The 22,303-nt window shown below is 64.6% G+C and carries 18 protein-coding genes; 5 read left to right on the top strand and 13 right to left on the bottom strand.

Annotated features, from left to right (window positions below):
• Nucleotides 1-99: 99 nt before the first annotated feature.
• Nucleotides 100-1,527, bottom strand: a complete 1,428-nt coding sequence (gene gltX / locus IVA88_RS19960) for a glutamate--tRNA ligase (RefSeq protein WP_247498910.1) — start codon at nt 1,525-1,527, stop codon at nt 100-102.
• A 144-nt stretch (nt 1,528-1,671) separates the two neighbouring features.
• On the opposite strand from gltX, the gene IVA88_RS19965 reads away from it, so the two are divergent.
• From IVA88_RS19965 to IVA88_RS19980, 4 genes are all read left to right on the top strand, one after another.
• Nucleotides 1,672-3,348, top strand: coding sequence for a glutamine--tRNA ligase/YqeY domain fusion protein (locus tag IVA88_RS19965; RefSeq protein ID WP_247498911.1), 1,677 nt, complete (start codon nt 1,672-1,674; stop codon nt 3,346-3,348).
• Nucleotides 3,349-3,356: 8 nt separating this feature from the next.
• The gene (locus IVA88_RS19970) at nt 3,357-3,743 is read left to right on the top strand and encodes a nuclear transport factor 2 family protein (RefSeq protein WP_247498912.1); all 387 of its coding nucleotides are present in this window, start codon (nt 3,357-3,359) and stop codon (nt 3,741-3,743) included.
• 85 nt (nt 3,744-3,828) lie between these two features.
• Nucleotides 3,829-4,062, top strand: coding sequence for a DUF2171 domain-containing protein (locus IVA88_RS19975; protein WP_247498913.1), 234 nt, complete (start codon nt 3,829-3,831; stop codon nt 4,060-4,062).
• Nucleotides 4,063-4,157: 95 nt separating this feature from the next.
• The gene (locus IVA88_RS19980; protein ID WP_247498914.1) at nt 4,158-6,449 is read left to right on the top strand and encodes a ComEC/Rec2 family competence protein; all 2,292 of its coding nucleotides are present in this window, start codon (nt 4,158-4,160) and stop codon (nt 6,447-6,449) included.
• An 81-nt stretch (nt 6,450-6,530) separates the two neighbouring features.
• On the opposite strand, the gene IVA88_RS19985 is transcribed toward IVA88_RS19980, so the two are convergent.
• The 7 genes from IVA88_RS19985 to IVA88_RS20015 all read right to left on the bottom strand — a co-directional run bounded on the left by IVA88_RS19985 (nt 6,531) and on the right by IVA88_RS20015 (nt 13,024).
• Nucleotides 6,531-7,472, bottom strand: a complete 942-nt coding sequence (locus IVA88_RS19985) for a GAF domain-containing protein (protein ID WP_247498915.1) — start codon at nt 7,470-7,472, stop codon at nt 6,531-6,533.
• A 243-nt stretch (nt 7,473-7,715) separates the two neighbouring features.
• Entirely contained in the window at nt 7,716-8,150 is a 435-nt protein-coding gene (locus IVA88_RS19990) for a hypothetical protein (RefSeq protein ID WP_247498916.1), read from the bottom strand.
• Between the two features lie 487 nt (nt 8,151-8,637).
• Complete coding sequence (lexA, locus tag IVA88_RS19995; protein WP_247498917.1) at nt 8,638-9,339, bottom strand: transcriptional repressor LexA; 702 nt, start codon at nt 9,337-9,339, stop codon at nt 8,638-8,640.
• Nucleotides 9,340-9,515: 176 nt separating this feature from the next.
• The gene (gene glp / locus IVA88_RS20000; protein WP_247498918.1) at nt 9,516-10,724 is read right to left on the bottom strand and encodes a gephyrin-like molybdotransferase Glp; all 1,209 of its coding nucleotides are present in this window, start codon (nt 10,722-10,724) and stop codon (nt 9,516-9,518) included.
• 164 nt (nt 10,725-10,888) lie between these two features.
• Entirely contained in the window at nt 10,889-11,080 is a 192-nt protein-coding gene (locus IVA88_RS20005; protein ID WP_247498919.1) for a hypothetical protein, read from the bottom strand.
• A gap of 169 nt (nt 11,081-11,249) precedes the next feature.
• Entirely contained in the window at nt 11,250-11,882 is a 633-nt protein-coding gene (locus tag IVA88_RS20010) for an HAD-IA family hydrolase (protein WP_247498920.1), read from the bottom strand.
• An 8-nt stretch (nt 11,883-11,890) separates the two neighbouring features.
• Nucleotides 11,891-13,024, bottom strand: coding sequence for an alpha-hydroxy acid oxidase (locus IVA88_RS20015; protein WP_247498921.1), 1,134 nt, complete (start codon nt 13,022-13,024; stop codon nt 11,891-11,893).
• A 303-nt stretch (nt 13,025-13,327) separates the two neighbouring features.
• On the opposite strand from IVA88_RS20015, the gene IVA88_RS20020 reads away from it, so the two are divergent.
• Nucleotides 13,328-14,665 carry a S41 family peptidase gene (locus tag IVA88_RS20020; RefSeq protein ID WP_247498922.1) on the top strand — a complete coding sequence of 446 codons (1,338 nt, stop codon included), beginning with the start codon at nt 13,328-13,330 and terminating at the stop codon, nt 14,663-14,665.
• A gap of 111 nt (nt 14,666-14,776) precedes the next feature.
• Here IVA88_RS20020 and IVA88_RS20025 read toward each other — a convergent pair whose 3' ends face one another.
• The 5 genes from IVA88_RS20025 to IVA88_RS20045 all read right to left on the bottom strand — a co-directional run bounded on the left by IVA88_RS20025 (nt 14,777) and on the right by IVA88_RS20045 (nt 22,116).
• The gene (locus IVA88_RS20025) at nt 14,777-17,497 is read right to left on the bottom strand and encodes an EAL domain-containing protein (RefSeq protein WP_247500359.1); all 2,721 of its coding nucleotides are present in this window, start codon (nt 17,495-17,497) and stop codon (nt 14,777-14,779) included.
• Nucleotides 17,498-17,843: 346 nt separating this feature from the next.
• Nucleotides 17,844-18,362, bottom strand: coding sequence for a cyclic pyranopterin monophosphate synthase MoaC (gene moaC / locus IVA88_RS20030; protein ID WP_247498923.1), 519 nt, complete (start codon nt 18,360-18,362; stop codon nt 17,844-17,846).
• 1 nt (nt 18,363) lies between these two features.
• Nucleotides 18,364-19,182, bottom strand: a complete 819-nt coding sequence (gene trpC / locus IVA88_RS20035; protein ID WP_247498924.1) for an indole-3-glycerol phosphate synthase TrpC — start codon at nt 19,180-19,182, stop codon at nt 18,364-18,366.
• Between the two features lie 7 nt (nt 19,183-19,189).
• Nucleotides 19,190-20,203 (bottom strand): anthranilate phosphoribosyltransferase, encoded by a 1,014-nt coding sequence (gene trpD, locus IVA88_RS20040; RefSeq protein WP_247498925.1) that lies wholly within the window; start codon nt 20,201-20,203, stop codon nt 19,190-19,192.
• Between the two features lie 14 nt (nt 20,204-20,217).
• The gene (locus IVA88_RS20045; RefSeq protein ID WP_247498926.1) at nt 20,218-22,116 is read right to left on the bottom strand and encodes a peptidylprolyl isomerase; all 1,899 of its coding nucleotides are present in this window, start codon (nt 22,114-22,116) and stop codon (nt 20,218-20,220) included.
• Nucleotides 22,117-22,303 lie beyond the last annotated feature (187 nt).

Here is a 22,303-nt window from a genome sequence, read left to right on the forward strand (position 1 = left end):
GGGCAGGCCGGATGTTCCAGAAGGTACGGGTGAGATGGGTATATTATTGCTGTGTGCGCTGCAAGATGGCGCCACGCATGGGTCGACTTACGTCGTAGACTAGTCCTTCGCCTGATCCATAAGCCGGCCCAGGCTTTCCTGGCGTCCCAAGACGTCCAAAACCTCGAATATACCAGGCGACGTCGTCCGTCCGGTCAGCGCCGCCCGCAGCGGCTGGGCGACCGCGCCGAGCTTGAGACTATTTTCCTCGGCAAAAGCGCGCAGCGCGGCTTCAGTGGCGGCGCCGCTCCAATCCTTGACTTTCTCCAGCGCGGAATGAAGCTGACCGATCAGCTTGCGGTTTTCCGGCGTCAGCAGCGCTGCCGCCTTCGGATCAAGCTCCAGCGGCCGGTCGGCGAAGATGAAGTAGGCGCCGTCGATCAGCTCGATCAGCGTCTTGGCGCGCTCCTTCAGGGCCGGCATGGCCTTCAGGAGCTGCGCGCGCGTGGTGTCGTTTAACTTGGCCTTAAGCTCGTCGCGGCTGGGCACGACGTGGTCGAGCACGTCTTCGAACATCTTGACGAGTGATTGATCGTCGGCATTGCGGATGTAGTGCCCGTTGAGGTTTTCGAGCTTGGCGAAATCGAAGCGGGCGGCGGCACGGCCGACGTTTGCCAGGTCGAACGCCGCGATCATCTCCTCGGTCGAGAAGATTTCCTGATCGCCATGGCTCCATCCGAGCCGGACGAGATAGTTGCGGAGCGCGGCCGGGAGGTATCCCATGGCGCGGTAGGCATCGACGCCAAGCGCGCCGTGCCTCTTGGAGAGTTTTGAGCCGTCCGGGCCGTGGATCAGCGGGATGTGGGACATGCTCGGCAGCGTCCAGCCCATCGCATCGTAGATCTGCTTCTGGCGGGCCGCGTTGATCAGATGGTCGTCGCCGCGGATGACATGGGTGACACCCATGTCGTGGTCGTCGACCACCACTGCGAGCATGTAGGTGGAATTGCCATCGCCGCGCAGCAGGACGAGGTCGTCGAGGTTCTCGTTCTGCCAGACCACGCGGCCCTGGACCTGGTCTTCGATCACTGTCTCGCCGGTCTGGGGTGCACGGAGCCGGATGGTGGGCTTTACGTCGCTTGGAGCCATCGCCGGATCGCGGTCGCGCCACAGGCCGTCATAGAGCCGGGTGCGCCCCTCCGCGCGCGCCTTCTCGCGCATCGCGGTGAGCTCCTCGGCCGTGGCGTAGCAGCGATAGGCCTTGCCGTCGGCGAGCAGCTGCTCGGCGACCTCGCGGTGACGGGCGGCGCGGGTGAACTGGTAAATGACGTCGCCATCCCAGCCGAGCTCCAGCCATTTCAAGCCGTCGAGGATGGCGCCGATCGCCGCCTCCGTCGAGCGCTCCCGGTCGGTGTCCTCGATCCGGAGCAGCATCTTGCCGCCGTGCTTCTTCGCATAGAGCCAGTTGAACAGCGCCGTGCGGGCGCCCCCGATGTGGAGGAAGCCGGTCGGGGAGGGAGCGAAGCGGGTGACGACGGAATCGGTCATTCTTGGCAGGGCCTATGCATTGGAGGCGGTGGTATATAACAGGACCGCTGCATAACTAAAGCCCGGCAGTGGACGGCTTAAGGCCTTGGCTCAGCGTCCCGAATTTGGCAGAAGAGCCGCTGATTTCCCTACAGGATTTTCGTAATGACAGAACCGGTGGCGACTGAGGTTGGGCGCGATTTCATTCGTGACATCATCCAGGCCGACCTCGATCAGGCCAAATACAAGGAGATCGTGACCCGGTTCCCGCCGGAGCCGAACGGCTATCTCCACATCGGCCACGCCAAATCGATCGCGCTCAATTTCGGCATCGCCCAGGAGTTTCCGGGCCGCTGCCATCTGCGCTTCGACGACACCAACCCGGTCAAGGAAGAGCAGGAATATATCGATTCCATCCAGGCCGACGTGCGCTGGCTCGGCTTCGACTGGGGAAAAAACCTGTTCTTCGCCTCCGACTATTTCGATCGCCTTTACGAATGGGCGGAGCAGCTGATCCGCGACGGGCTCGCTTATGTCGACGACCAGACCCAGGAGGAGATCCGTCTTGCGCGCGGCACGCTGACCGAGCCCGGCAAGAACTCGCCGTTCCGCGATCGCAGCGTGGATGAGAACCTCGACCTGTTCCGTCGCATGAAGGCGGGCGAATTTCCGAACGGCGCGCGCGTGCTGCGGGCCAAGATCGACATGGGTGCGGGCAACATCAATCTGCGCGACCCCGTGCTGTACCGCATTCTGCATGCGCACCATCCGCGCACCGGGACCAAGTGGAGCATCTATCCGAGTTACGATTATGCTCACGGCCAGTCGGACGCCATCGAGGGCATCACGCACTCGATCTGCACGCTCGAATTCGAGGACCACCGGCCGCTCTACGACTGGTTCATAGAGAAGCTGCCGGTACCGTCGAAGCCGCACCAGTACGAATTCGCGCGGCTGAACCTGACCTACACGCTGCTGTCCAAGCGCGTGCTGACCCAGCTCGTCCGCGAGGGCCATGTCGCGGGCTGGGACGATCCGCGCATGCCGACCATCGCGGGGATGCGCCGTCGCGGCGTGCCTCCGGCCGCCCTTCGCGAGTTCGTCAAGCGCATCGGCGTGGCGAAAGCCAACAGCGTCGTCGACGTCGGCATGCTCGAATTCTGCATCCGCGAGGAGCTCAACCGCACCTCGCAGCGGCGCATGGCGGTGCTGAAGCCGCTCAAGGTCGTGATCGAGAACTATCCGGAAGGGCAGACCGAGGAGCTCGAAGCGATCAACCATCCGGACGATCCCTCCGCCGGCACCCGCAAGATTACGTTCGGCCGCGAGCTCTATATCGAGCAGGACGACTTCATGGAGAACCCGCCGAAAAAGTTCTTCCGTCTGTCGCCGGGCAACGAGGTGCGGCTGCGCTACGCCTATTTCGTCAAGTGCACCGGCGTGATCAAGAACGATAACGGCGAGGTGGTGGAGCTGCGCTGCACCTACGATCCCGCGACCAAGGGCGGCAACGCGCCCGACGGCCGCAAGGTCAAGGCCACCATGCACTGGCTGGCAGCGGCAACGTCCGTGCGCGCGGAAATCCGCATCTACAACCAGTTGTTTGCCAATCCGAGCCCGGACGCCTCGAACTTCGCCGGCGACCTCAATCCGCAGTCGCTGGAAATTCTCGCTGATGCCCTGGTCGAGGCATCAGTCGCGGAAAGCAATTCGACCGAGCCGATGCAGTTCGAGCGCCAGGGCTATTTCGTGCGCGACAGGGATTCGACGCCCGGCAAGCCGGTATTCTCCAGGACCATCGGCCTGCGGGATACGTTTGCGAAGGAAGTTGCAAAGGGCTGAGGGGCACAATGAGCAACGAAGCCGACGCGATCGTTTTCGGCATCATCGCAAGATGGTGCGCCGGCTTCGCCACGCTCGATGCGACCGCGTTGTCATCGCTGTATGCCAGGAACGCTTTCTTCTTCGGCTCGAACCCGAAGCTCTACCGGGGCAGGGACGGCGTCGCGGATTATTTCAACGGCCTGCCGCGCTGGCGCAAGCCCGGCGTGGTGTTCTCCGATGTGGAGGCGGCGCAGGCAGGTCCTGATCTGATCAACATGGCCGCAACCATCTCGTTCGATCTTGCCGGCGAACGCCCGGATCTGGTCGTCAAGATGAGCTGGGTCATCGTGCGCGAGGACGGCGACTGGAAGATCGTCAATCACCACGCTTCGTCGCAGGCGCCGCTGATCTGACGAGCGGGGCACACGGCTTCGTCATTCGCGTGACAGAACGAACATGCGCCCCGCGCGTTGGGGTGGGTCCAACAAGGAACCCAACATGCAGAACATCGCAGAGCATATGGAAGTCATCGGCGCCGACGGCGTCCACGTCGGCACGGTCGACAAGATCGAAGGCAATCGCATCAAGCTGACCAAGAAGGACAGCGGCGAGGGCAGCCACAAGGGGCATCATCACTTCATCGACAAGGACCTCGTTGCCGAGGTCGAAGGCAACAAGGTGCGGCTGTCGGCCAAGGCCGATGTCGCCGTGACGATGGAAGAGGAAAAGTAGCGGCCGCGCTCTTTCGTTCCTGATCCGTACCGCTATCCACCCGCCTGCACGTTCCGGTAGCTTCGGCTCTCGTTGCGTATCGTCGGGTGCAGGGAATGGCGGAGCCGGGCCGGACGGTACGGTCGCAAGGGATCGCAGGCGGGATCGCGGGGACTTGGCCCGCGGGCCGCACCGCGTCCGCGGGCGGCCTCGCGCCTGTAGGCCTCGACCTCGGGACATTGCTGGCCCAGACCCTGCGGGCGTGGCTACGCGCCGAGGCCGGCGCCGGGCGGCTGTTGCCGTGGGTGCCCGTAGCGTTTGGCTGCGGCATCGCGCTTTATTTCTCCGCCGATCATGAGCCGGTGCTGTGGGTCGTAGCCACGACGGCAATCGCGCTCTTGCTTGCCGCGGCGCTGTTGCGGCGGAGCCGGCTGTTCGCCCCGGCCATCATGATCGCGGCGGTCGCGGCCGGCCTTGCCGTCGCGACCTGGAAGACCGCGCGCATTGCCCACCCGGTGCTGGCAAAGCCGCTCTATTCGGTGTCGTTGTCAGGCTTCGTCGAGGCCCGCGACATCCGCGAGCGCACCGATCGTTTCGTGCTGCGCGTGACCACGATGGAGGCGCAGCGCAGCGACGTCAGGCTCGAGCGCGTGCGCCTGTCGGTCCGCAAGGGCACGGCGCCGGAGGTCGGCAGCTTCGTTCAGCTCAAGGCGCGGCTGATGCCGCCACTCGCGCCGGTGCGGCCCGGCAGCTACGACTTTTCGCGTGACATGTTCTTTCAGGGCATCGGTGCCTCCGGTTTCGCAATGGGTGCAATCACGGTGGCGGCGCCGCCCGAGACAGGCGGCTCGCGGCTGCGTTACGCGGCCTTCATGCAAGGCCTGCGTGATGCGATCGATGCCCGCATCCGCGCCACTCTCGACGGCGACAACCGCGCGATCGCGACCGCGCTGCTCACCGGGCGACGCGATGCGATCACCACGCCCGTCAACGATGCGATGTTCATCTCGGGACTTGGACATGTACTCTCGATCTCGGGCTACCACATGGCGGTAGTTGCCGGTGTCGTGTTCTTCGCGGTGCGCGCGCTGCTCGCTCTGATCCCGGGACTGGCGGCCGGCTTCGCCATCAAGAAATGGTCGGCCGCCGCGGCGCTGGTCGCCGCCGCGTTCTACCTGCTGCTGTCGGGCGCGGAGGTCGCCACGCAAAGATCGTTCTTCATGACCGCGGTGGTGCTGATCGCGGTGATGGTCGATCGCCGCGCCATCACCTTCCGCACGCTGGCGGTCGCCGCGCTGATCGTGCTGGCGGTCGCGCCGGAAGCGCTGGTGCATCCGAGTTTTCAGATGTCGTTCGCGGCGACGCTCGGGCTGGTGGCGCTGGTGCAGATCGGCATGCCAAACCTGTTCGCATCACCCGATCATTCGGCGACCGCACGCATTGCAATGTGGGGCGGCCGCGAGATCGCGATGCTGTTCATGGCTTCGCTGATAGCGGGACTTGCGACCACGCCCTATGCCGCCTTCCACTTCCATCGCGTCACGCCGTTCGGCGTGCTAGCCAATCTCGGCGCGATGCCGGTGGTCTCGGCGCTGGTGATGCCGGCGGGGCTGCTCGGGCTGCTTGCGGCTCCCTTCGGGCTCGACAGCGTGTTCTGGTGGCTGATGGGGATCGGCATCGACTGGATGGTCGCGGTCTCGCGCTGGGTCGCGGCACTGCCGGGCGCGGTCGGCCGCATCCCGGCGTTCGGGATCGCGCCGCTGATCGCGGCGAGCCTGGGGATCATCGTGCTTGGCCTGTTGCGCACGCCGCTGCGCTGGTCCGGCGCTCTGGTCCTGCTGGCAGCGATCCTCTGGGGACTATCGGTGCGGCAGCCCGACATCCTGATTGCCGGCGACGGCCAGAGCGTCGCGGTGCGGGGCAGGGACGGACATCTGCATCTGATCAGGACGAGCAAGGACAGCTTTCTGCTCAAGGAGTGGCTCGCTGCCGACGCCGATCCGCGCGACGCCGCCAGCGCCTCGCTGGCCAACGGCGTGTCCTGTGACGAAGCCGGCTGCGTGACGCCACTCGCCGACGGGCGGCTGGTCGCGTTGGCACAGCGCGTCGACGCGCTGGCGGACGATTGCAGCCGTGCCGCGCTGGTGGTGACGGCTCGTCCCGCGCCGCCCGATTGCGCCGCGATTGTGGTCGACCGGCAGCGGCTCGCCAGCCAGAGTGCGCTGGCGCTGACGCAGCGTGGTGACGGCTTTGCGGTTCAGGCGGTGAGGGCGAGAGGCACGCGCCGCCCCTGGTTGCCGGCTGGCGCCGGCGAAGGTGATTTCGACGGCAGCCTTGCGCCGAAGACGATCGCGCCCCCCATCAAAGACGCAACGCCGGCGGAGAACGATTTGCAGGCCGAGGATTGATCGGATCAGAACCGAAGCTCCAGATCTTATTTTGACGCGTTTTCTTCACGTGAACCGGTATCCGCTTCGCTCGAAAACGCTCTAGAGATACCAAGCCAGCACGGCGTCGAGCCCGAAATTGCCGATGACCGGCAGGGCCACAATCCGGCTCAGTCCGGATGTGCAGGCCTCAAGACCGGCAACCGAGCCGTCATGCGCGAGCTCATTGTTGAGCGCGGGCATACCGGTGGCCCACGCCCCGCCGATGCTGCCTTCGCCCCTGGCGATGGATTTTTCTGCATAGAGCGCGGCAAGGTCTGTCTGCGCGCTGCAATCGCCGGCGCGGAACACCAGCGCCGAGCGGGTCTCGTTCGGGATCCAGATCTCGAAGCGTCGCGCAATCGGCGTGGCCCGCGCGGACAGGAATGTCAGGACCCAGGTCTGGTCCATGCCGGTCCGATAGGGCACGCCGACGCCGAAATTGATCCCGATCTTGGCCGCGTCCTCCCAGCGCAGAAAACCCTTGGCGTCGTGCAGGTCCTTGATGATCAGCGGCAGGCCCGCTTTCCAGGTGCGGCCGGGCAGGCCAAAGCCGCGAGGAAATTTGGTGTGACGGGAGTTGAATTCGAACATGTCGGCGGTGCCGTAATAGCCGTCGACGAGTCCCATCTCGTGGGAGACATCGGGGTCGTTGTGCCAGAGCTCGATCGCGCCGACATGTGCTTCGTCATCGCCGCAGAACAGCACCAGGACGGCTTGCAGGAATTCGCCTGCAAACACCGGCACCGCGACGCCGCAGGTGAGGCCCGCCGCGAGCGCCTGATCGGTCCGCTTGAAATAGGAGTTGGTGAATTTGGTGAGGATCACGGGGTGGCCTGAGGCCCAGGCCTTGCCCGGAAGTCCCTCGTCATATCCGAAGTGCAGCTCTTCGCTGACGGCCTTGAACGCGGACAGCCCTTCGTCGTAGAGGCCGCCACCAAATTCCAGCCGCATGCGCGTCGGGTCGGGCACCCACAGTTCAACGACGCGAAGGAAGGTATTCATCGAGCGTGTCCGCCGTCTCAAGCCTTTGACACCATCGGTCATTTGGCTGCGAAGCGGACGTTCAAAATTCAGGCAGGCCGGCTTAAAGTTCGTGCGGCGGAGAGCTGCAACGCCTTGGTCCATCCAACGGCTTGGTCCATCCGATCGGATTTCGCTGGACGCGAGCCACACCATCTCGCCGGCCGCGGCCGGCGATGGCAATTCAATCCTGGCCTCCGACTTCGTGGCCGGAGGGCGGCGGTGTCAGCCCATCGGCAGGTGCGTTATGGTCGGCTGCCTGTCGGCGATGGTCTGCACCTTGTGCTCGCGCTCAGCGACCGGCTGCGTCACGGGCAGCTGTAGCACGGTCGCGCGCTGACCTTCGACGAGCTGCGTCACCAGCACGTATTTGCCGTCCGGGAATTCGATCGCGTCATGATGGCGGTCGGGAATGTGCGGATCGATTTTGCCGAACTTGGCGACGCGCGAATTGATGGTGCGCGTCCAGATCCAGCGATTGTCGTAGCGGACGTCGTCGGCGAAGGCGAGCTCCGTTCCCGGCAGCAGGCAGACGGCTGTGGTCGGATCGGCTGCTGACGCAAAACCGCGCGTCGAGGTGCCGCGGAAGGTTGTCGTGACGATCGTCTCGCCGACTTCGGCGGGACGCGACGCGACGGCATGCAGGCTGTAGTCACACATCGGGTGCTCCTCATGCTGGGATAGCAACCCGCGTCTCTTATCGAGGCGCAGGCCTCTATCAGAGTGAAAGCACAAACGCTCTGCTCGGTTGTGGGCAAATCTGCGGCTGGCTTCCGCAAGCCGCGATCACATTATCTTTCCCGAATACAATAGGAACAAAGCCCGCTGCGATGCATTCGGGAGCCGCGTGCTCGAATATTGCCGGCTTGGCTGCAACGGTTGCTCGATCGCATTGCGCGTATTGCGGACCTGATCGCTGGCCGCCGTTTCCTCGAACATCTGAGGCCACGAAGCGGTGCTGCTCGTGGGCGTCGCGAGAATCCAGCGCCGGAGGAGGGGCCGGATAGTCTGTGCAGAACCAGAAAGACTATCTAGCCAGAGCGGACGATGATCCGCTCCAATCTTTGACCGGCGATGCCGGTCAGAAGCGCGCGAGGCGCCAAGGACTCCCGATATCAGGGACTCCCGATGTCAAGCACTCCCGGTATCAGTACTTCCGGTACAGCCCGATCAGCTTGCCCTGAATCTTCACCCGGTTGGGCGGCAGGATGCGCACCTCATAGGCGGCGTTGGCGGGCTCAAGCGCGATCGAGGCGCCGCGACGGCGGAAGCGCTTCAGCGTCGCTTCCTCGTCATCGATCAGCGCCACCACGATGTCGCCGGTATCGGCGCTCTCGTTGCGCTGAATCAGCGCCATGTCGCCGTCGAGGATGCCCGCCTCGACCATGGAATCGCCGCGCACTTCGAGCGCGTAGTGCTCGCCCGAGCCGAGCATGTCAGGCGGTACGCTGATAGTGTGGCTGCGGGTCTGCAACGCCTCGATCGGCGTGCCGGCCGCGATCCGGCCCATCACCGGCACGGCGACGGGACGTTCGCCATCGTCCGCGGACAGGCTGGAGCTCGCACGCACCTTGCCGAGATTGCCCTCAATGACGCTCGGCGTGAAGCCGCGGCGGCTGCCGGCGGCGGCCTGGAGCTCCGGCAATTTGATGACTTCAATCGCACGGGCGCGGTTGGGCAGGCGTCGGATGAAGCCGCGCTCCTCGAGCGCCGTGATCAGGCGATGGATGCCCGACTTCGAGCGCAGGTCGAGCGCATCCTTCATCTCGTCGAAGGAGGGCGGCACGCCGCTTTCCTTCAGACGCTCACTGATGAACCGCAGAAGCTCGTATTGTTTGCGCGTTAACATCTCGACCAAAGTCTCCCGGTTGATGTCGTCCGATTCCGAGACGCTGAATTCGGCAATATGCCGCTACATGCTCGAAACAAATCATGAACAGACACTATATGTTCGATACATGTTCTGCAACTGCTTAATTTACCGTGAACAGAGCAGAGTTCGCGGAACGCGCATTGCCGAGGCGCTCAGACGGGGAGCCGCAACACTTCGCAAGCCGTGCCGGCTTCGGCCTTCGGCGCGAACGGTGCGCGCACGAGAAGTACCTGTGCTGCAGCGAGATTCGCAAGCAGCGAAGAGTCCTGATGGCTGACGGGAAGGACGACGCGTGTGCCGTCGTCGCGCTCCTCCAGACGCGCGCGCAGATAGTCTTCGCGCTGATCGTTGGCACCGACGTCGCGGCCCAGCACGGCACGCTCACGGCGATGGTGAATCACTGACCGGCCCGACAGCGCGCGAATCAGCGGCACCATGAACAGGAAAGCGCACACATAGGACGACACGGGATTGCCCGGTAGGCCGATCACACCCATTGCGCCGAGCCGCCCGTGCATCATCGGCTTGCCTGGCCGCATCGCGATCTTCCAGAACGCCATCGCGATGCCTTCGTCCCTTAGTGCCTGCTGGACCAGGTCGTGGTCGCCGACCGATGCGCCGCCGGTCGTGATCAGGAGGTCGGCGCCGCTCTTGCGGGCGCGGCCGATGCCGGCGGTGGTGGCCTCAAGCGTGTCGGCGGCAATACCGAGGTCGATGGTCTCGGCGCCCTCGCTGCGGGCGAGCGCGTGCAGGGCGTAGCCGTTGGAATAGACGATCTGGCCGTGACCGGGCGTGGCACCCGGCATCACCAGCTCATCGCCGGTGGCGAGAATCGCGACTTTCGGACGCCGGCAAACGGCAAGGTGCGGATGATTCATCCCGGCAGCGAGCGCGAGATCGCGCTCGGTGAGACGACTTCCCTTGCGCAGGAGCGCGTCGCCCTCGCGGAAATCGACGCCGGCGGGGCGGATGTGCCGTCCGGAGATCGCGACTTCCTTGATCGTGATACGCTTGCCGTCGGCGACCGTGTCCTCCTGGATCACGACGGCATCCGCGCCGTCGGGAACGACGCCGCCGGTGAAGATCCGCACAGCCTCGCCAGCGCCGACCGTCCCCGCGAACGGTCGGCCGGCTGCGACCTCGCCGATGACGGTGAGCTTCGAATCGATCGCGGCATCGGCCGCGCGCACCGCGTAGCCGTCCATCGCCGACATCGCCTGCGGCGGCTGCGTGCGCCGCGCCGCGACGTCACGCGCGAGCACGCGATGGTAAGCCTCGTCCAGGAAAACCATTTCTTCGGGCAGCGGCTCTACACCCGCCAGCACTGCGGCAAGCGCGTCAGAAACCGGCATCAAGGCCACGGCGAAAACTCCTGCTCGGCACGTTCGGGCGAATGTTCCGCAAGTCTTCTAGCCGAGTGCGCGCGCAGAGGCAAAAACAGCCGAGCGGGCGCAATTTATCCCGCTGCTTCACATTAGTCTGGGAGGCAAGATCAAGCGTCGCGGCATGATCCGAAGAACGTCTCTCAGCTCCCTGTCTGCCCCGGACTTACGTCGGGCGCCTTCGGCCCCTGATCTCTGTCGGGCAGCGGATCGGCCTGGGATTTCAGATCGGCGGCCTTGCTCACAAGCTTGGCCGAAAGCTCCGAGTCTGAAGTTGTCCTGGCGAACTCAAGAAGAAGAGAGGCCTGCTTGGTGAGGTAGGTTTTGCCCAACACGATGATGCGTCCGTCCGTAGAAGTCCCAACGGACAGTAGAGTCCGGAAGACGGTATTCCGTTCCGGGAACTCTGTATAAAAATGCACAAAGTGACGCGGTTCCTAAGTTTCTTCAAAATTAGTTCCGGCCGGCCGTGATTTCGTTAGGCCTCGCGACGCTGGATTGTCGTCAGATGCCCAACGCCTTCAAGGCGTTCCCGACGTCGCGCGGCGAGGTCACATGGACTGCAGTCAAGCCGCGCGCCCGGGCTCCCTCGATGTTTTCGGCGAGATCGTCGAAGAATACGATCCGCGGGGCGGGCACGCCGATGGCCGCGACGACGTGGTCGAACGCTTCCGCGTCCGGTTTGCGCAGGCCGATGCTCGACGACAAATATAACTGCCGGAAGTGGCCGAGCACTTCGGCATATTCCTTCGAGAAATAGTCCACGTGCGGCCGGTTGGTGTTGGAGAAAGCGTAGAGAGGCATCTGCTTCGCTGCCCGCGGCAGCAACTCGGCGATATCAGGCATTTCGCCGGCGAAGATCGCGTTCCAACCCTCCAGGAACTGCGCGTCCGAAATGCCGATTCCGAGCGAGGCTCGCAATGAGGCGAAATAGTCTTCGTCGCTGATCTTCCCCATCTCGTGCAACCGATAGGCTTCGCTGTCACGCACATAGCGTGCGACGATGGCGTCGGGCTTGCAGCCGGCATGTCCCGCCCAGCAGGCGATCGCCTTGGAGAAGTCGATATCGAGCACAACGCGGCCGAGATCGAACAGAAGCGCATCCGCGCTGCCTGGAGAGAGCGATGTCACCTGCATCCTTTCACTCAGTATCGATATGGCTCGTGGTCGAACAGCGGAAACGCGCTGAACACGCTCGGCGCATTGGTTGCGGTCGCCTGGTGCAGGCAGGATTTGTTGACCTCGGCGAACGAGGTCGCACCCAAAAGGCCGAGGCAGCGCAGCACTTCGTCCTCGAGCAGCTCCAGCATGCGCGCCACGCCGGCTTCGCCGGCCGCCGCCAGCGCCCAGCATTGCAGCCGGCCGATGCCGACGAGGTCGGCGCCCGCCGCGATCGCCTTGACGATATCGGTGCCGCGGCCGAAGCCGCCATCGACCATGATCTTGGCGCGGCCCTTCACGGCCTCGACGATCTCGGGCAGCACATGCATGGCGCCGCGGCCGTGATCGAGCTGACGGCCGCCATGGTTGGAGACGTAGATCCAGTCGACGCCGTGATCGATCGCGATCAGCGCGTCCTCCGGCGTCGCGATGCCCTTGAGGATCAGCGGGATCTTGAACTTGTCCTTGATCATCTTCACCGTCCGCCACTCCAGACCCTTCTGGTAATCGCCGCCAGTGGCGCGCAGGCGGCTCTCGCGAACGTAGCGCTTGGCGATGTCACGTTCGCGGCGGCTGTAATGGGCGGTATCGACGGTCAGGCAGAAGGCGGCATAGGCGTTCTTCTCGGCTCGGCTGACGACGTCAGCGACGAAGGCGTCGTCGCCGCGCACATAGAGCTGGTAGAGGCGCAGCGCGTCGGGTGCAGCTTCAGCGGTCTTCTCGAGACCGGGCTCGGACACCGAACTCAGCATGTGCGCCGCACCGAACGTGCCGCAGGCGCGTGCCACGCTCGCCGCACCATCCGGGTCGAAGATCTCGAGCGCGCCGACTGGGGCGAGCACCACCGGCAGGCGCATCTTGCGGCCGAATTGCTCGACTGAGCCTGTGACCTTGCGGACATCGCGGAGCACGCGCGGGCGGAAGGCGATCTCGTCCAGCGCCATGCGGTTGCGGCGCATCGTGGTCTCGGTCTCGGCTGCGCCGACGATATAATCCCAGGCATTCTGGTTGAGGTTGGAACGCGCTTTCCGGATGAACTCGTGCAGATTCTGGAACGGCTCGTCGCTGGCGCCGAGTTCGACGTTCCTTTCCGGTTGGATGCGGGGTGCTTCGTTCATTGTTATCCTCCCGAGAATTTGAAGCCTTATCCCATCGCCTAACCCGTCCGGCTCGCCAAAACCATCCTAAAATCGCATGGCTACGAGGCGTGGGCCGGCCAGCCGACTCCCAATGCGCACGCACGGGTCCTGCAACGTTGCCAAAAGTTTAGGCCCGGACGAAGGGATTTTTACGGTGTACCCGCCGGCGTGGCATCCCGGCCTTGAAGAAACCGGAATGGTATTGTGAGAAACAGGCTGGATCGCCATTTGCATGGCGGCTCCCAGCCAACCGAACCGCGAAGCAAGAAGGCCAGTCTATCCATGCGGAAAACCCTGCTGTTCCCCCTGGGCGCGCTCACGGGAGCGTGTCTGACCCTTCTGGTAGCCAGTCCGCACGGCGGCGTATGGGCAGCACGGGCGGCAGCGAGCGCGGATGACGCCTATTCCCGGCTCAATTTGTTCGGCGAAGTGTTCGAGCGGGTGAAGGCGAGCTACGTCGAGAAGCCTGACAATGCCAAGCTGATCGAAGGGGCGATCACCGGCATGGTGACCTCGCTCGATCCCCACTCGCGCTACATGAACGACAAGGCCTGGACCGAGATGCAGGAGACCACCTCCGGCGAGTTCGGCGGGCTCGGCATCGAGGTCACGATGGAGGAGGGCCTGGTCAAGGTCGTCTCGCCGATCGACGACACGCCGGCGTCCAAGGCCGGCATCATGTCGGGCGACCTCATCAGCAAGATCGACGGCGATGCCGTGCAGGGCATGACGCTCGAGCAGGCCGTCAACAAGATGAAGGGGCCGGTCGAGACCCAGACCAAGCTCACGATCGTGCGCAAGGGGGCCGACGCCCCGCTCGACGTCGCGATCAAGCGCGAGATCATCCATGTGCGCCCGGTGCGCTTCCATGTCGAGAACGGCGATATCGGCTACATCCGCGTCACCTCGTTCAACGAGCAGACCACCGATGGCCTGAAGAAGGCGATCGCATCGATCTCCAAGGACATTCCGCCGGAGAAGCTGGTGGGCTACGTGATGGACCTGCGCAACAATCCGGGCGGACTGCTCGACCAGGCCGTATCAGTGTCGAGCGCGTTCCTGCAACGCGGCGAAGTCGTCTCGACCCGCGGCCGCAATCCGGAAGAGACCCAGCGCTTCACCGCGCATGGCGGCGATCTCACCAAGGGCAAGCCGCTGGTGGTTCTCGTCAATGGCGGCTCGGCCTCGGCCTCGGAGATCGTGGCCGGCGCGCTGCATGACCACAAGCGCGCGACGCTGATCGGCACGCGCTCGTTCGGCAAGGGCTCGGTACAGACCATCATTCCGCTCGGCACCGGCAACGGCGCGCTGGCGCTGACCACGGCGCGCTATTACACGCCCTCGGGCCGCTCGATCCAGGCCCAGGGCATCGCGCCCGACATCGAGATCCTCCAGGACGTGCCGCCCGAGTTGAAGGGCCGGATGGACACCATGGCGGAGTCGCAGATGCGCGGTCATCTGCAGGCGGCCGATGGCACGGAGCAGACTGGATCGCAGTCCTATGTCCCGCCGGAAGAGAAGGACGATAAGGCCCTGCATACGGCCTACGACTTCCTGCACGGCCAAACCGCCAATGCGGTCGCCGCCAAGCCGGCGCTGAAGGCTGCGGTGCCGAACTAAGCCTCGCCAGTTCTGATCAGACGTCAAATCGCCCGGGAGTGGATGACCGCTCCCGGGCGATTTCATATCAGGGCGAGGTTCGATCCGCCGCGTCCATCTGAGTACCAGGCCCTAGCCCGCTTCACGGCGGCGGCTTTCGTTGCCGCCGCGCTGGACGAGACGGCTGCGATGGAGCGCGAACAGCTCCAGCACCTTGTCGGCGGGCTTCGCAGCGCTGAACAGATAGCCCTGCATCTCGGAGCAGCCGAGCGCGCGCAGCAGCCGCTGCTGCTCCTCGGTCTCGACGCCCTCGGCCGTGGTGGTCATGCGGCGGGCGGCCGCGAGATTGACGACGGCCTGCACGATGCTGGCGGTGCCGTCGGGACCGGCGATGTCGTTGACGAAGCAGCGGTCGATCTTGATCTTGTCGAACGGGAAGCGGTGCAGATAGCTCAGCGAGGAGTAGCCGGTGCCGAAATCGTCGAGCGCGATGCGCACGCCGATGGCGCGGAGTTGATGCAGGATCGCCAGCGCGGTGTCGTCGTCGCGGATCAGCACCGCCTCGGTGATCTCGAGCTCGAGCCGGCTCGCCGGCAAATTGGAGGCGGCGAGCGCCGCCATGATCTTCAGCGCCAGCGTGCCGCTCTTGAACTGCACCGGCGAGACGTTGACGGCGAGGCGGATGTCGTCGGGCCAGTTCGCCGCGTCCCGGCAGGCGGTCGCCAGCACCCATTCGCCGATCTCGTTGATCAGGCCGGTGTCCTCGGCGATCGGGATGAACTCGGCCGGCGAGACCATGCCGCGCTCGGGATGGCGCCAGCGCACCAGTGCCTCGCAGCCGGTGATGCGGTCGTCCTTCAGGCTGAGGCAAGGCTGGTAATACACCTCGAGGCCGCCATGGGCGATGGCGTGACGCAGGTCGATCTCGAGCTGACGCCGCTCGTGGACCTTGGCGTCCATCTCCGGCTCGAAAAAGCGATAGGTGCGGCGCCCGGCGGCTTTGGCGGCGTACATCGCCATGTCCGCGTTCTTCAGGATCTGGTCCAGCGCGGTTCCGTGCTCCGGCGCCAGCGCGATGCCGATGCTGGCGTCGGTGGCAAGATGATGGCCCATGCAGTCGAACGGCGCGCGGATGGCCTCGAACAGCCGCGCGACGAGCTCGTTGACCTGATCCAGCGATGTCACCGCGCTCTGTACGATGGCAAATTCGTCGCCGCCGAGCCGCGCCACGAAGTCCGCCGGACCCGCGCACCGGCGGAGGCTCTGCGCGACCGATTTCAGGAGTTCGTCACCGACGAGATGCCCGAGCGCGTCGTTGACGCCCTTGAACTCGTCGATGTCGATGTAGTGCACCGCGAGTTGCTCGCCCTCGGCGACGAGACCCAGTTCCTCGCGGAGATGCTCGTGGAACATGGTTCTATTGGGCAGGTCGGTCAGCGCGTCGTAATGAGCGAGATGGGTGATGCGCTCCTCGATACGCCGGCGCTCCGTGATGTCCTCATGCGTCGCCACCCAGCCGCCGTCCGCGAGCGGTTCGTTGACGATCTGGATCGAGCGACCGTCGGAGGTGTCGACCACCATGGAATTGCGCACATGGATGTCACGCAGGACCCGTGAGACATACTGGTCCACATCGCCGGTGAACGAGCCCGTGGCTCTGCGGTGCGCAATGATGTCGTGGAAGCTGCAGCCGGGTCTCACGATTTCGGCCGACAGCCCGTACATCTCGATGTAGCGCTGGTTACAGATCACGAGTTGCTGCGAGGAGTCGAACAGCAGCAGGCCCTGAGTCATGTTGTTGACGGCGCGGTCGAGGCGCTGCTTTTCCAGCGTCAGCCGTTCCCGCGAAAGGCGGTGCTGCTCCAGGAGCTTGCGCACGATCGCGATCAGCACGCCCGCGATGGCGAGCGCGGAAGAGGCGGCGACCGAGATCAGGATGCCGATCTGCTCGCGCCAGTCCGTCAGGGCCGCCGCGCGCGTCGTGGTTGCCATCATCAGGATCGGGAAGTGGGGCAAGGCGTGCGACGAAATCAGCCGGTCCTCGCCGTCGATGGGGCTCATGAAGCGGCCGGCAAAATGGTCGAGCCCGAAGACCCTTTGATGGGCGAACGGACCGTTCTTGAAATTCCTCCCCATCAATTCGCTGGAATGGGGATAACGGGCGAGCAGCGTGCCGTCCCGGTGCAGCATCGAGATCGTGGCGCTTTCGTCGAGCACGGCGGACTCGAAGAATGTTTCGAAGCTTGCCGGCTCGATGCCGCGTCCGACCACACCCATGAATTCGCCGTTCGGTCCGACGATCTTGCGCACGATCAGGATGGTCCAGGAGCCGGAGATGCGACTGTGCAGTGGCTCGATCAGGACGTCGGGAGCATTGGGGTCGTACCGGAAGGTCCGGAAATAGGCGCGATCGGCAACGTTCACTTTCGGGGCTGGCCACGTCGTCGACGAGTTGATCAAATTGCCTTCGGCATCGATGACGTTGACGCCGCCCATATAGGGCAGAGCCTCGATCTTCGAGCGCAGCATCCGGTGGATGTCCGGGCCGGAGAGGCGCTTGCGATAGTCCGCTGCGCTGGCAATGCCGCTCGCGCGAACGTGGTCGACGAAATCCTTCTGGATGACCGCGAAATCCTGCAATTGCTGGTCGAAATGATGGGCGAGCATCAGCACGGTGTTTTCGAGCTCGCGGCCCGAATTGCGCAGCGCACGTTCGCGGAAATTCTGCGCCATCAGCGTGGCGCCGACGGCGATCGCCGCGATCAGCAGCGCGCCGCCCATTACCAGCCAGCGGATCGGTCCGCTGCGCACGAAGGCGTGGTCAAAAAGGCGACTGCCGAATCCCGTCATCATCATCGATCGTTGTGGTGCACACGCCAGGGTCAATTCGTGCCCCCGGAAACATCCGTTGGTTTACGGGAACGGAGTGGAGGCGAAGTTAGGAAGCTGGGTTAATGCGCAGTGAATGGACACTCACAAAAGCAATCAATGCGGGGGACGCGAGACGTGCAGGAATTGCCGGAAGCTTCCGCGCGGCCGGACAATCTTTGCCGGCCATCGCGACGATCAATCGAAAGGGTCCAAGGTGCCGGCCTGATCGCCGCCGGCATCGCGCATGCTTACCGTGATAAACGGCGTGGACAGCAGGCTGGGTTCAAACTTCGCGACGATCAGTACGTCGCTGAAGTAGCAGCTGCAATCAGACGCGGTAATGACCGGACTTGCCGCCGAGCTTCTCGACCAGATGGATGCCTTCGATGCGGACGCCACGCTCGACCGCCTTGATCATGTCGTAGATGGTGAGGCAGGCGACCGAAACAGCGGTGAGGGCTTCCATTTCGACGCCGGTCGGGCCCGTGACCTTCACGCTGGCACGGACGAGGCAGCCTGGCAGCTTTGCATCGGGCTCGATATCGACGGTCACCTTCGACAGCGCGAGCGGATGGCAGAGCGGGATCAGTTCCGAGGTGCGCTTGGCGGCCATGATGCCGGCGATGCGGGCGGTGCCGAGCACGTCGCCCTTCTTGGCGTTGCCGGACACGATCAGGTCAAGCGTCGCCCTGGTCATGACGACTCGTCCTTCCGCGACCGCGAGCCGCTCGCTCGCGGGCTTGTCCGACACGTCAACCATCCGCGCCTCGCCGGAGGCGCCGATATGGGTGAGGGCAGGGCCGGTCTTGGTCTTGGCTGGTTTGGTCGTACTCGGCTTGCGGACCATGTCAGCGCGTGCCCGTCGCGCGCACGGTCTCGCGTGCGAGCAGCGTGCGCGTCGCAGCGGTAACGTCGGCTTGCCGCATCAGGCTCTCGCCGACCAGGAAGGTCGACATGCCGACGCGCTCGAGGCGGGCGAGATCGGCGGGCGTGAAGATGCCGCTCTCGCCGACCATCAGCCGGTCCCCGGGGATCAGCGGCGCCAGCGTCTCGCTGGTCGCAAGCGTGGTCTCGAAGGTACGCAAATTGCGGTTGTTGACGCCGATCATCGGCGAACGCAGTTTCAGCGCGCGGTCCAACTCGGCATGGTCGTGAATCTCGATCAGCACGTCCATGCCGTAGGCGAGGGTGGCGTCCTCGAGGTCTTTTGCCGCGGCATCATCGAGCGCCGCCATGATGATCAGAATACAGTCGGCGCCGTGCGCGCGGGCCTCCGCCACCTGATAGGTGTCGAACATGAAATCCTTGCGCAGCACCGGCAGTGACGTTGCCGCGCGCGCCGCCACCATGAAATCGAGATGGCCCTGGAACGAGGGCGTGTCGGTCAGTACCGACAGGCAGGCAGCGCCGCCGGACTCATAAGCCTTGGCGAGCAGCGGCGGATCGAAATCGGCGCGGATCAGGCCCTTTGACGGCGAGGCCTTCTTGACCTCCGCGATCAGCGCGTAGTCGCCACTGGCGTGCTTGGCCTTGATCGCGCGCACGAAGCCGCGCGGTGCTGCTTGCGCCTTGGCCTTCGCCTCTACGGCCGACAGCGGCTGCGCGCGCTTGGCCGCGGCGATTTCCTCGCGCTTGTAGGCTTCGATCTTGGTCAGGATGTCCGACATGTCAGGCTCAACCGTTCGAGACCGCGATCAGATGTTTCAGCCGGGCGCGCGCCGCGCCGCTGTCGAGCGATTTTACGCCGATCGCGACGCCTTCCTTGAGGTCCCTGGCACGCCCGGCCACGACCAATGCGGCAGCGGCGTTGATCAGCGCGACGTCGCGGTAGGGGCTCGGCTTGCCGTCGAGCACGCTTTGCAGCGCGATCGCGTTGGCGTCGGCGTCGCCGCCCTTGAGTGCACCAGCCTCGCAGCGCGGCAGGCCGGCGTCCTCAGGCGTCACCTCGAAATTCCGGATCTCGCCATTGTGGAGCGCGGAGACGAAAGTCGGGCCGGTGAGCGTGATCTCGTCGAGGCCATCGGAGCCGTGCACGACCCACGCGGATTCGGAGCCGAGGTTCTTGAGCACTTGCGCCAGCGGCTGCACCCATTGCCGGGAGAACACGCCAACCATCTGCCGCTTCACGCCCGCCGGATTGGACAGGGGGCCGAGCAGATTGAAGATCGTGCGTGTCGCAAGCTCGACCCGGGTCGGGCCGACGTTCTTCATGGCGGGATGATGGGCGGGGGCGAACATGAAGCCGATGCCGCATTCGCGCACGCAGCGACCGACCTGCTCCGGCCTCAGATCGATCTTCACCCCGAGCGAACCCAGCACGTCGGCGGCGCCCGAGCGAGACGACAGCGCGCGGTTGCCGTGCTTGGCCACCGGCAAACCAGCGCCCGAAACGATGAAGGAGGCGCAGGTCGAGACATTGACCGAGCCGGAGCCGTCGCCGCCGGTGCCCACAATGTCGACGGCGTCCGCGGGCGCATCGACCGTAAGCATCTTGGAACGCATTGCCGAGACCGCGCCGGTGATCTCGTCCACGGTCTCGCCGCGCACCCGCAGGGCCATCAGCAGGCCGCCCATCTGCGAGGGCGTAGCCTCGCCGGACATCATGGCGTCGAAGGCGGAAGCCGCTTCGTCACGCGACAGGCTGGCGCCGGTCGCCACTTTTCCAATGATCGATTTCAGGTCGTCCATCGCGTGCTTTCAACTCACTGGTTCGCGCCGGTCACCTGCGCGAAGGCGGCCTGATTGATTGTGGTCCCGATGTCGGTTTGAAGCTTGTTGACGTAGGAAGCGACCTGCTCCTCGGTCTGCGCTCGGTCGAGACTGTCCTTCAGCTTCTTGACTGCCTCGGAAGCGGCGTCGGCCGCGGGATCGATGATCTCGGTGACGCGGAACACGATCACCTCGGTGCCGCCGGTCACCGCGGTCTGCCCGACGCCGTCCTTGGCCGCGCGGAAGGCGGCCGAAACGACGGTTGCGGGCACGCTGGCGGGCGAGTCGTCGCGCTTGAAGCCGGTGGCGGTCTCGACCTTGGCGCCGATCGCGGCGGCTTCGTCGGCGAGCCTGCCGCCCGATTCGAGCTTCTGCACCACCTCGGTCGCCTTGGTCTTCAGTTTGGTCGCGATCTGGTCCTGCCGCCAGCGCGCCTCGACCTGGTCGCGAACCTCATCGAGATTGCGGTCGCGCGAGGGCGTGATGGCAAGCACGTCGTACCAGACATAGCCGCCCTTGAATGAGATCGAGTCGTTGTCGACGCCGACATCGGTGTTGAAGGCCTGCGACACCACGTCGAGGCCCTGCGGAATGCTGGAGACCGGCTGGCCGTTCGGGGCGCGGCCGGAACGGTCGACGGCGTCGATGGTCACGGCGGTGAGGCCGAGCTTCTGCGCTGCGTCGATTACGCTGGCACCTCCGCCGCGCTCGTCTTCCATCTTGTCGCGGAGATCGGCGACCTTGACGCGTGCGCGCTCGGTGGCGATCTCCCGCTTGATATCGCCGGCAAGGCTCGCGTAGTTCGCCTCATTGCCTGGCTCGATCTTGTCGACCTTGACGATGGAGGTGCCGAGAGCGCCCTGGATCGGCTGGCTGATTTCACCGACGGGAAGTGCGAAGGCGACAGTGCCGACCGCCGCATCGAGCGAGGATTTGGTCACCAGCCCGAGATCGACGTCGGACGCGCTCAGTCCGCGCTCCTTGGCGAGGTCCTCGAACGACATCCCGCCGGTGAGCCGCTCGCGTGCGGTCTGCGCCTCGGCCGCATTGGGGAATACGATCTGATGGATCTGGCGCTTCTCCGGCGTGCCGAGCCGGTCCTTGCGCTGGTCGAACGTTTTCTTGGCGTCGTCGTCCGACACCTCGCTCCACTTACCGATCTCCTCCGGCGAGACCACGACGAACGCGATCTTGCGATATTCGGGTGCGCGGAACTGAACCTTGTGATCCTCGAAATAGGCGGCGAGCGCCTCGGGCGAGGGCGCGTCGATGGTGCCTGCCTGGGCTGCGTCGAGCCTGACGAATTCGATCGTGCGCTGCTCGTTCTGGAAGCGCGTCAGCACGTCGAGCATCGCCTTCGGCGGCTCGAGGCCGGCGCCGATCGTGCCGGTGATCTGCCGGCGCAGCGAGACCTTGCGCTGCTCGGAGACGTAGCGCTGCTCAGTATAGCCGAAATTGCGGATCACGGACTGAAAGCGGTTCGAATCGAAGTTGCCGCCGACGCCCTTGAAGTTCGGGTCGTTCATGATGAGCTGGCGGATCTGGTCGTCGGACTGGCCGAGCCCAAGCCGGCGCGCCTCTTCGTCGAGGGCGGCTTCCGCGATCGTCTGCTGGAGCACCTGACGATCGAGGCCGAAGGCCCGTGCCTGCTCAGGCGACAGCGGCCGGCCGAACTGGCGACTGATTTGCTGCAGACGGTCGGTATAGATCTGGCGGAACTCGTTCAGCGAAATCTCAGTGCCGCCGACCTTGGCCACGGTGGATTGCCCAAAGCCCTTGAAGATGTCGGCAATGCCCCAAACGCCGAAACTGATGATCAGCACGCCCATCACCACGGCCATGATGGTCTTGCCGAGCCAGTTTGATGAGGCCTTGCGCATTCCTCGAAGCATTTGGTCCAACTTGTTTTGGCAGGAGGGAACGGGAAGCGCGTCTTAATGCAGATTCCGCAAAAGCGCGTCACCAAATTGATCAATCATCATAAAGTGGCGGCTTTCCACCCGCAACCTCGGCTCCGGCCGGCTTTCGGTCCCTGCGGTTAAAAGCCCTTGGTCTCTGGAACTGCCACGGGACCTCTGC

Origin of the sequence: Bradyrhizobium sp. 149, from assembly GCF_023073915.1 — a bacterium.
Classification (GTDB): Bacteria; Pseudomonadota; Alphaproteobacteria; order Rhizobiales; family Xanthobacteraceae; genus Bradyrhizobium.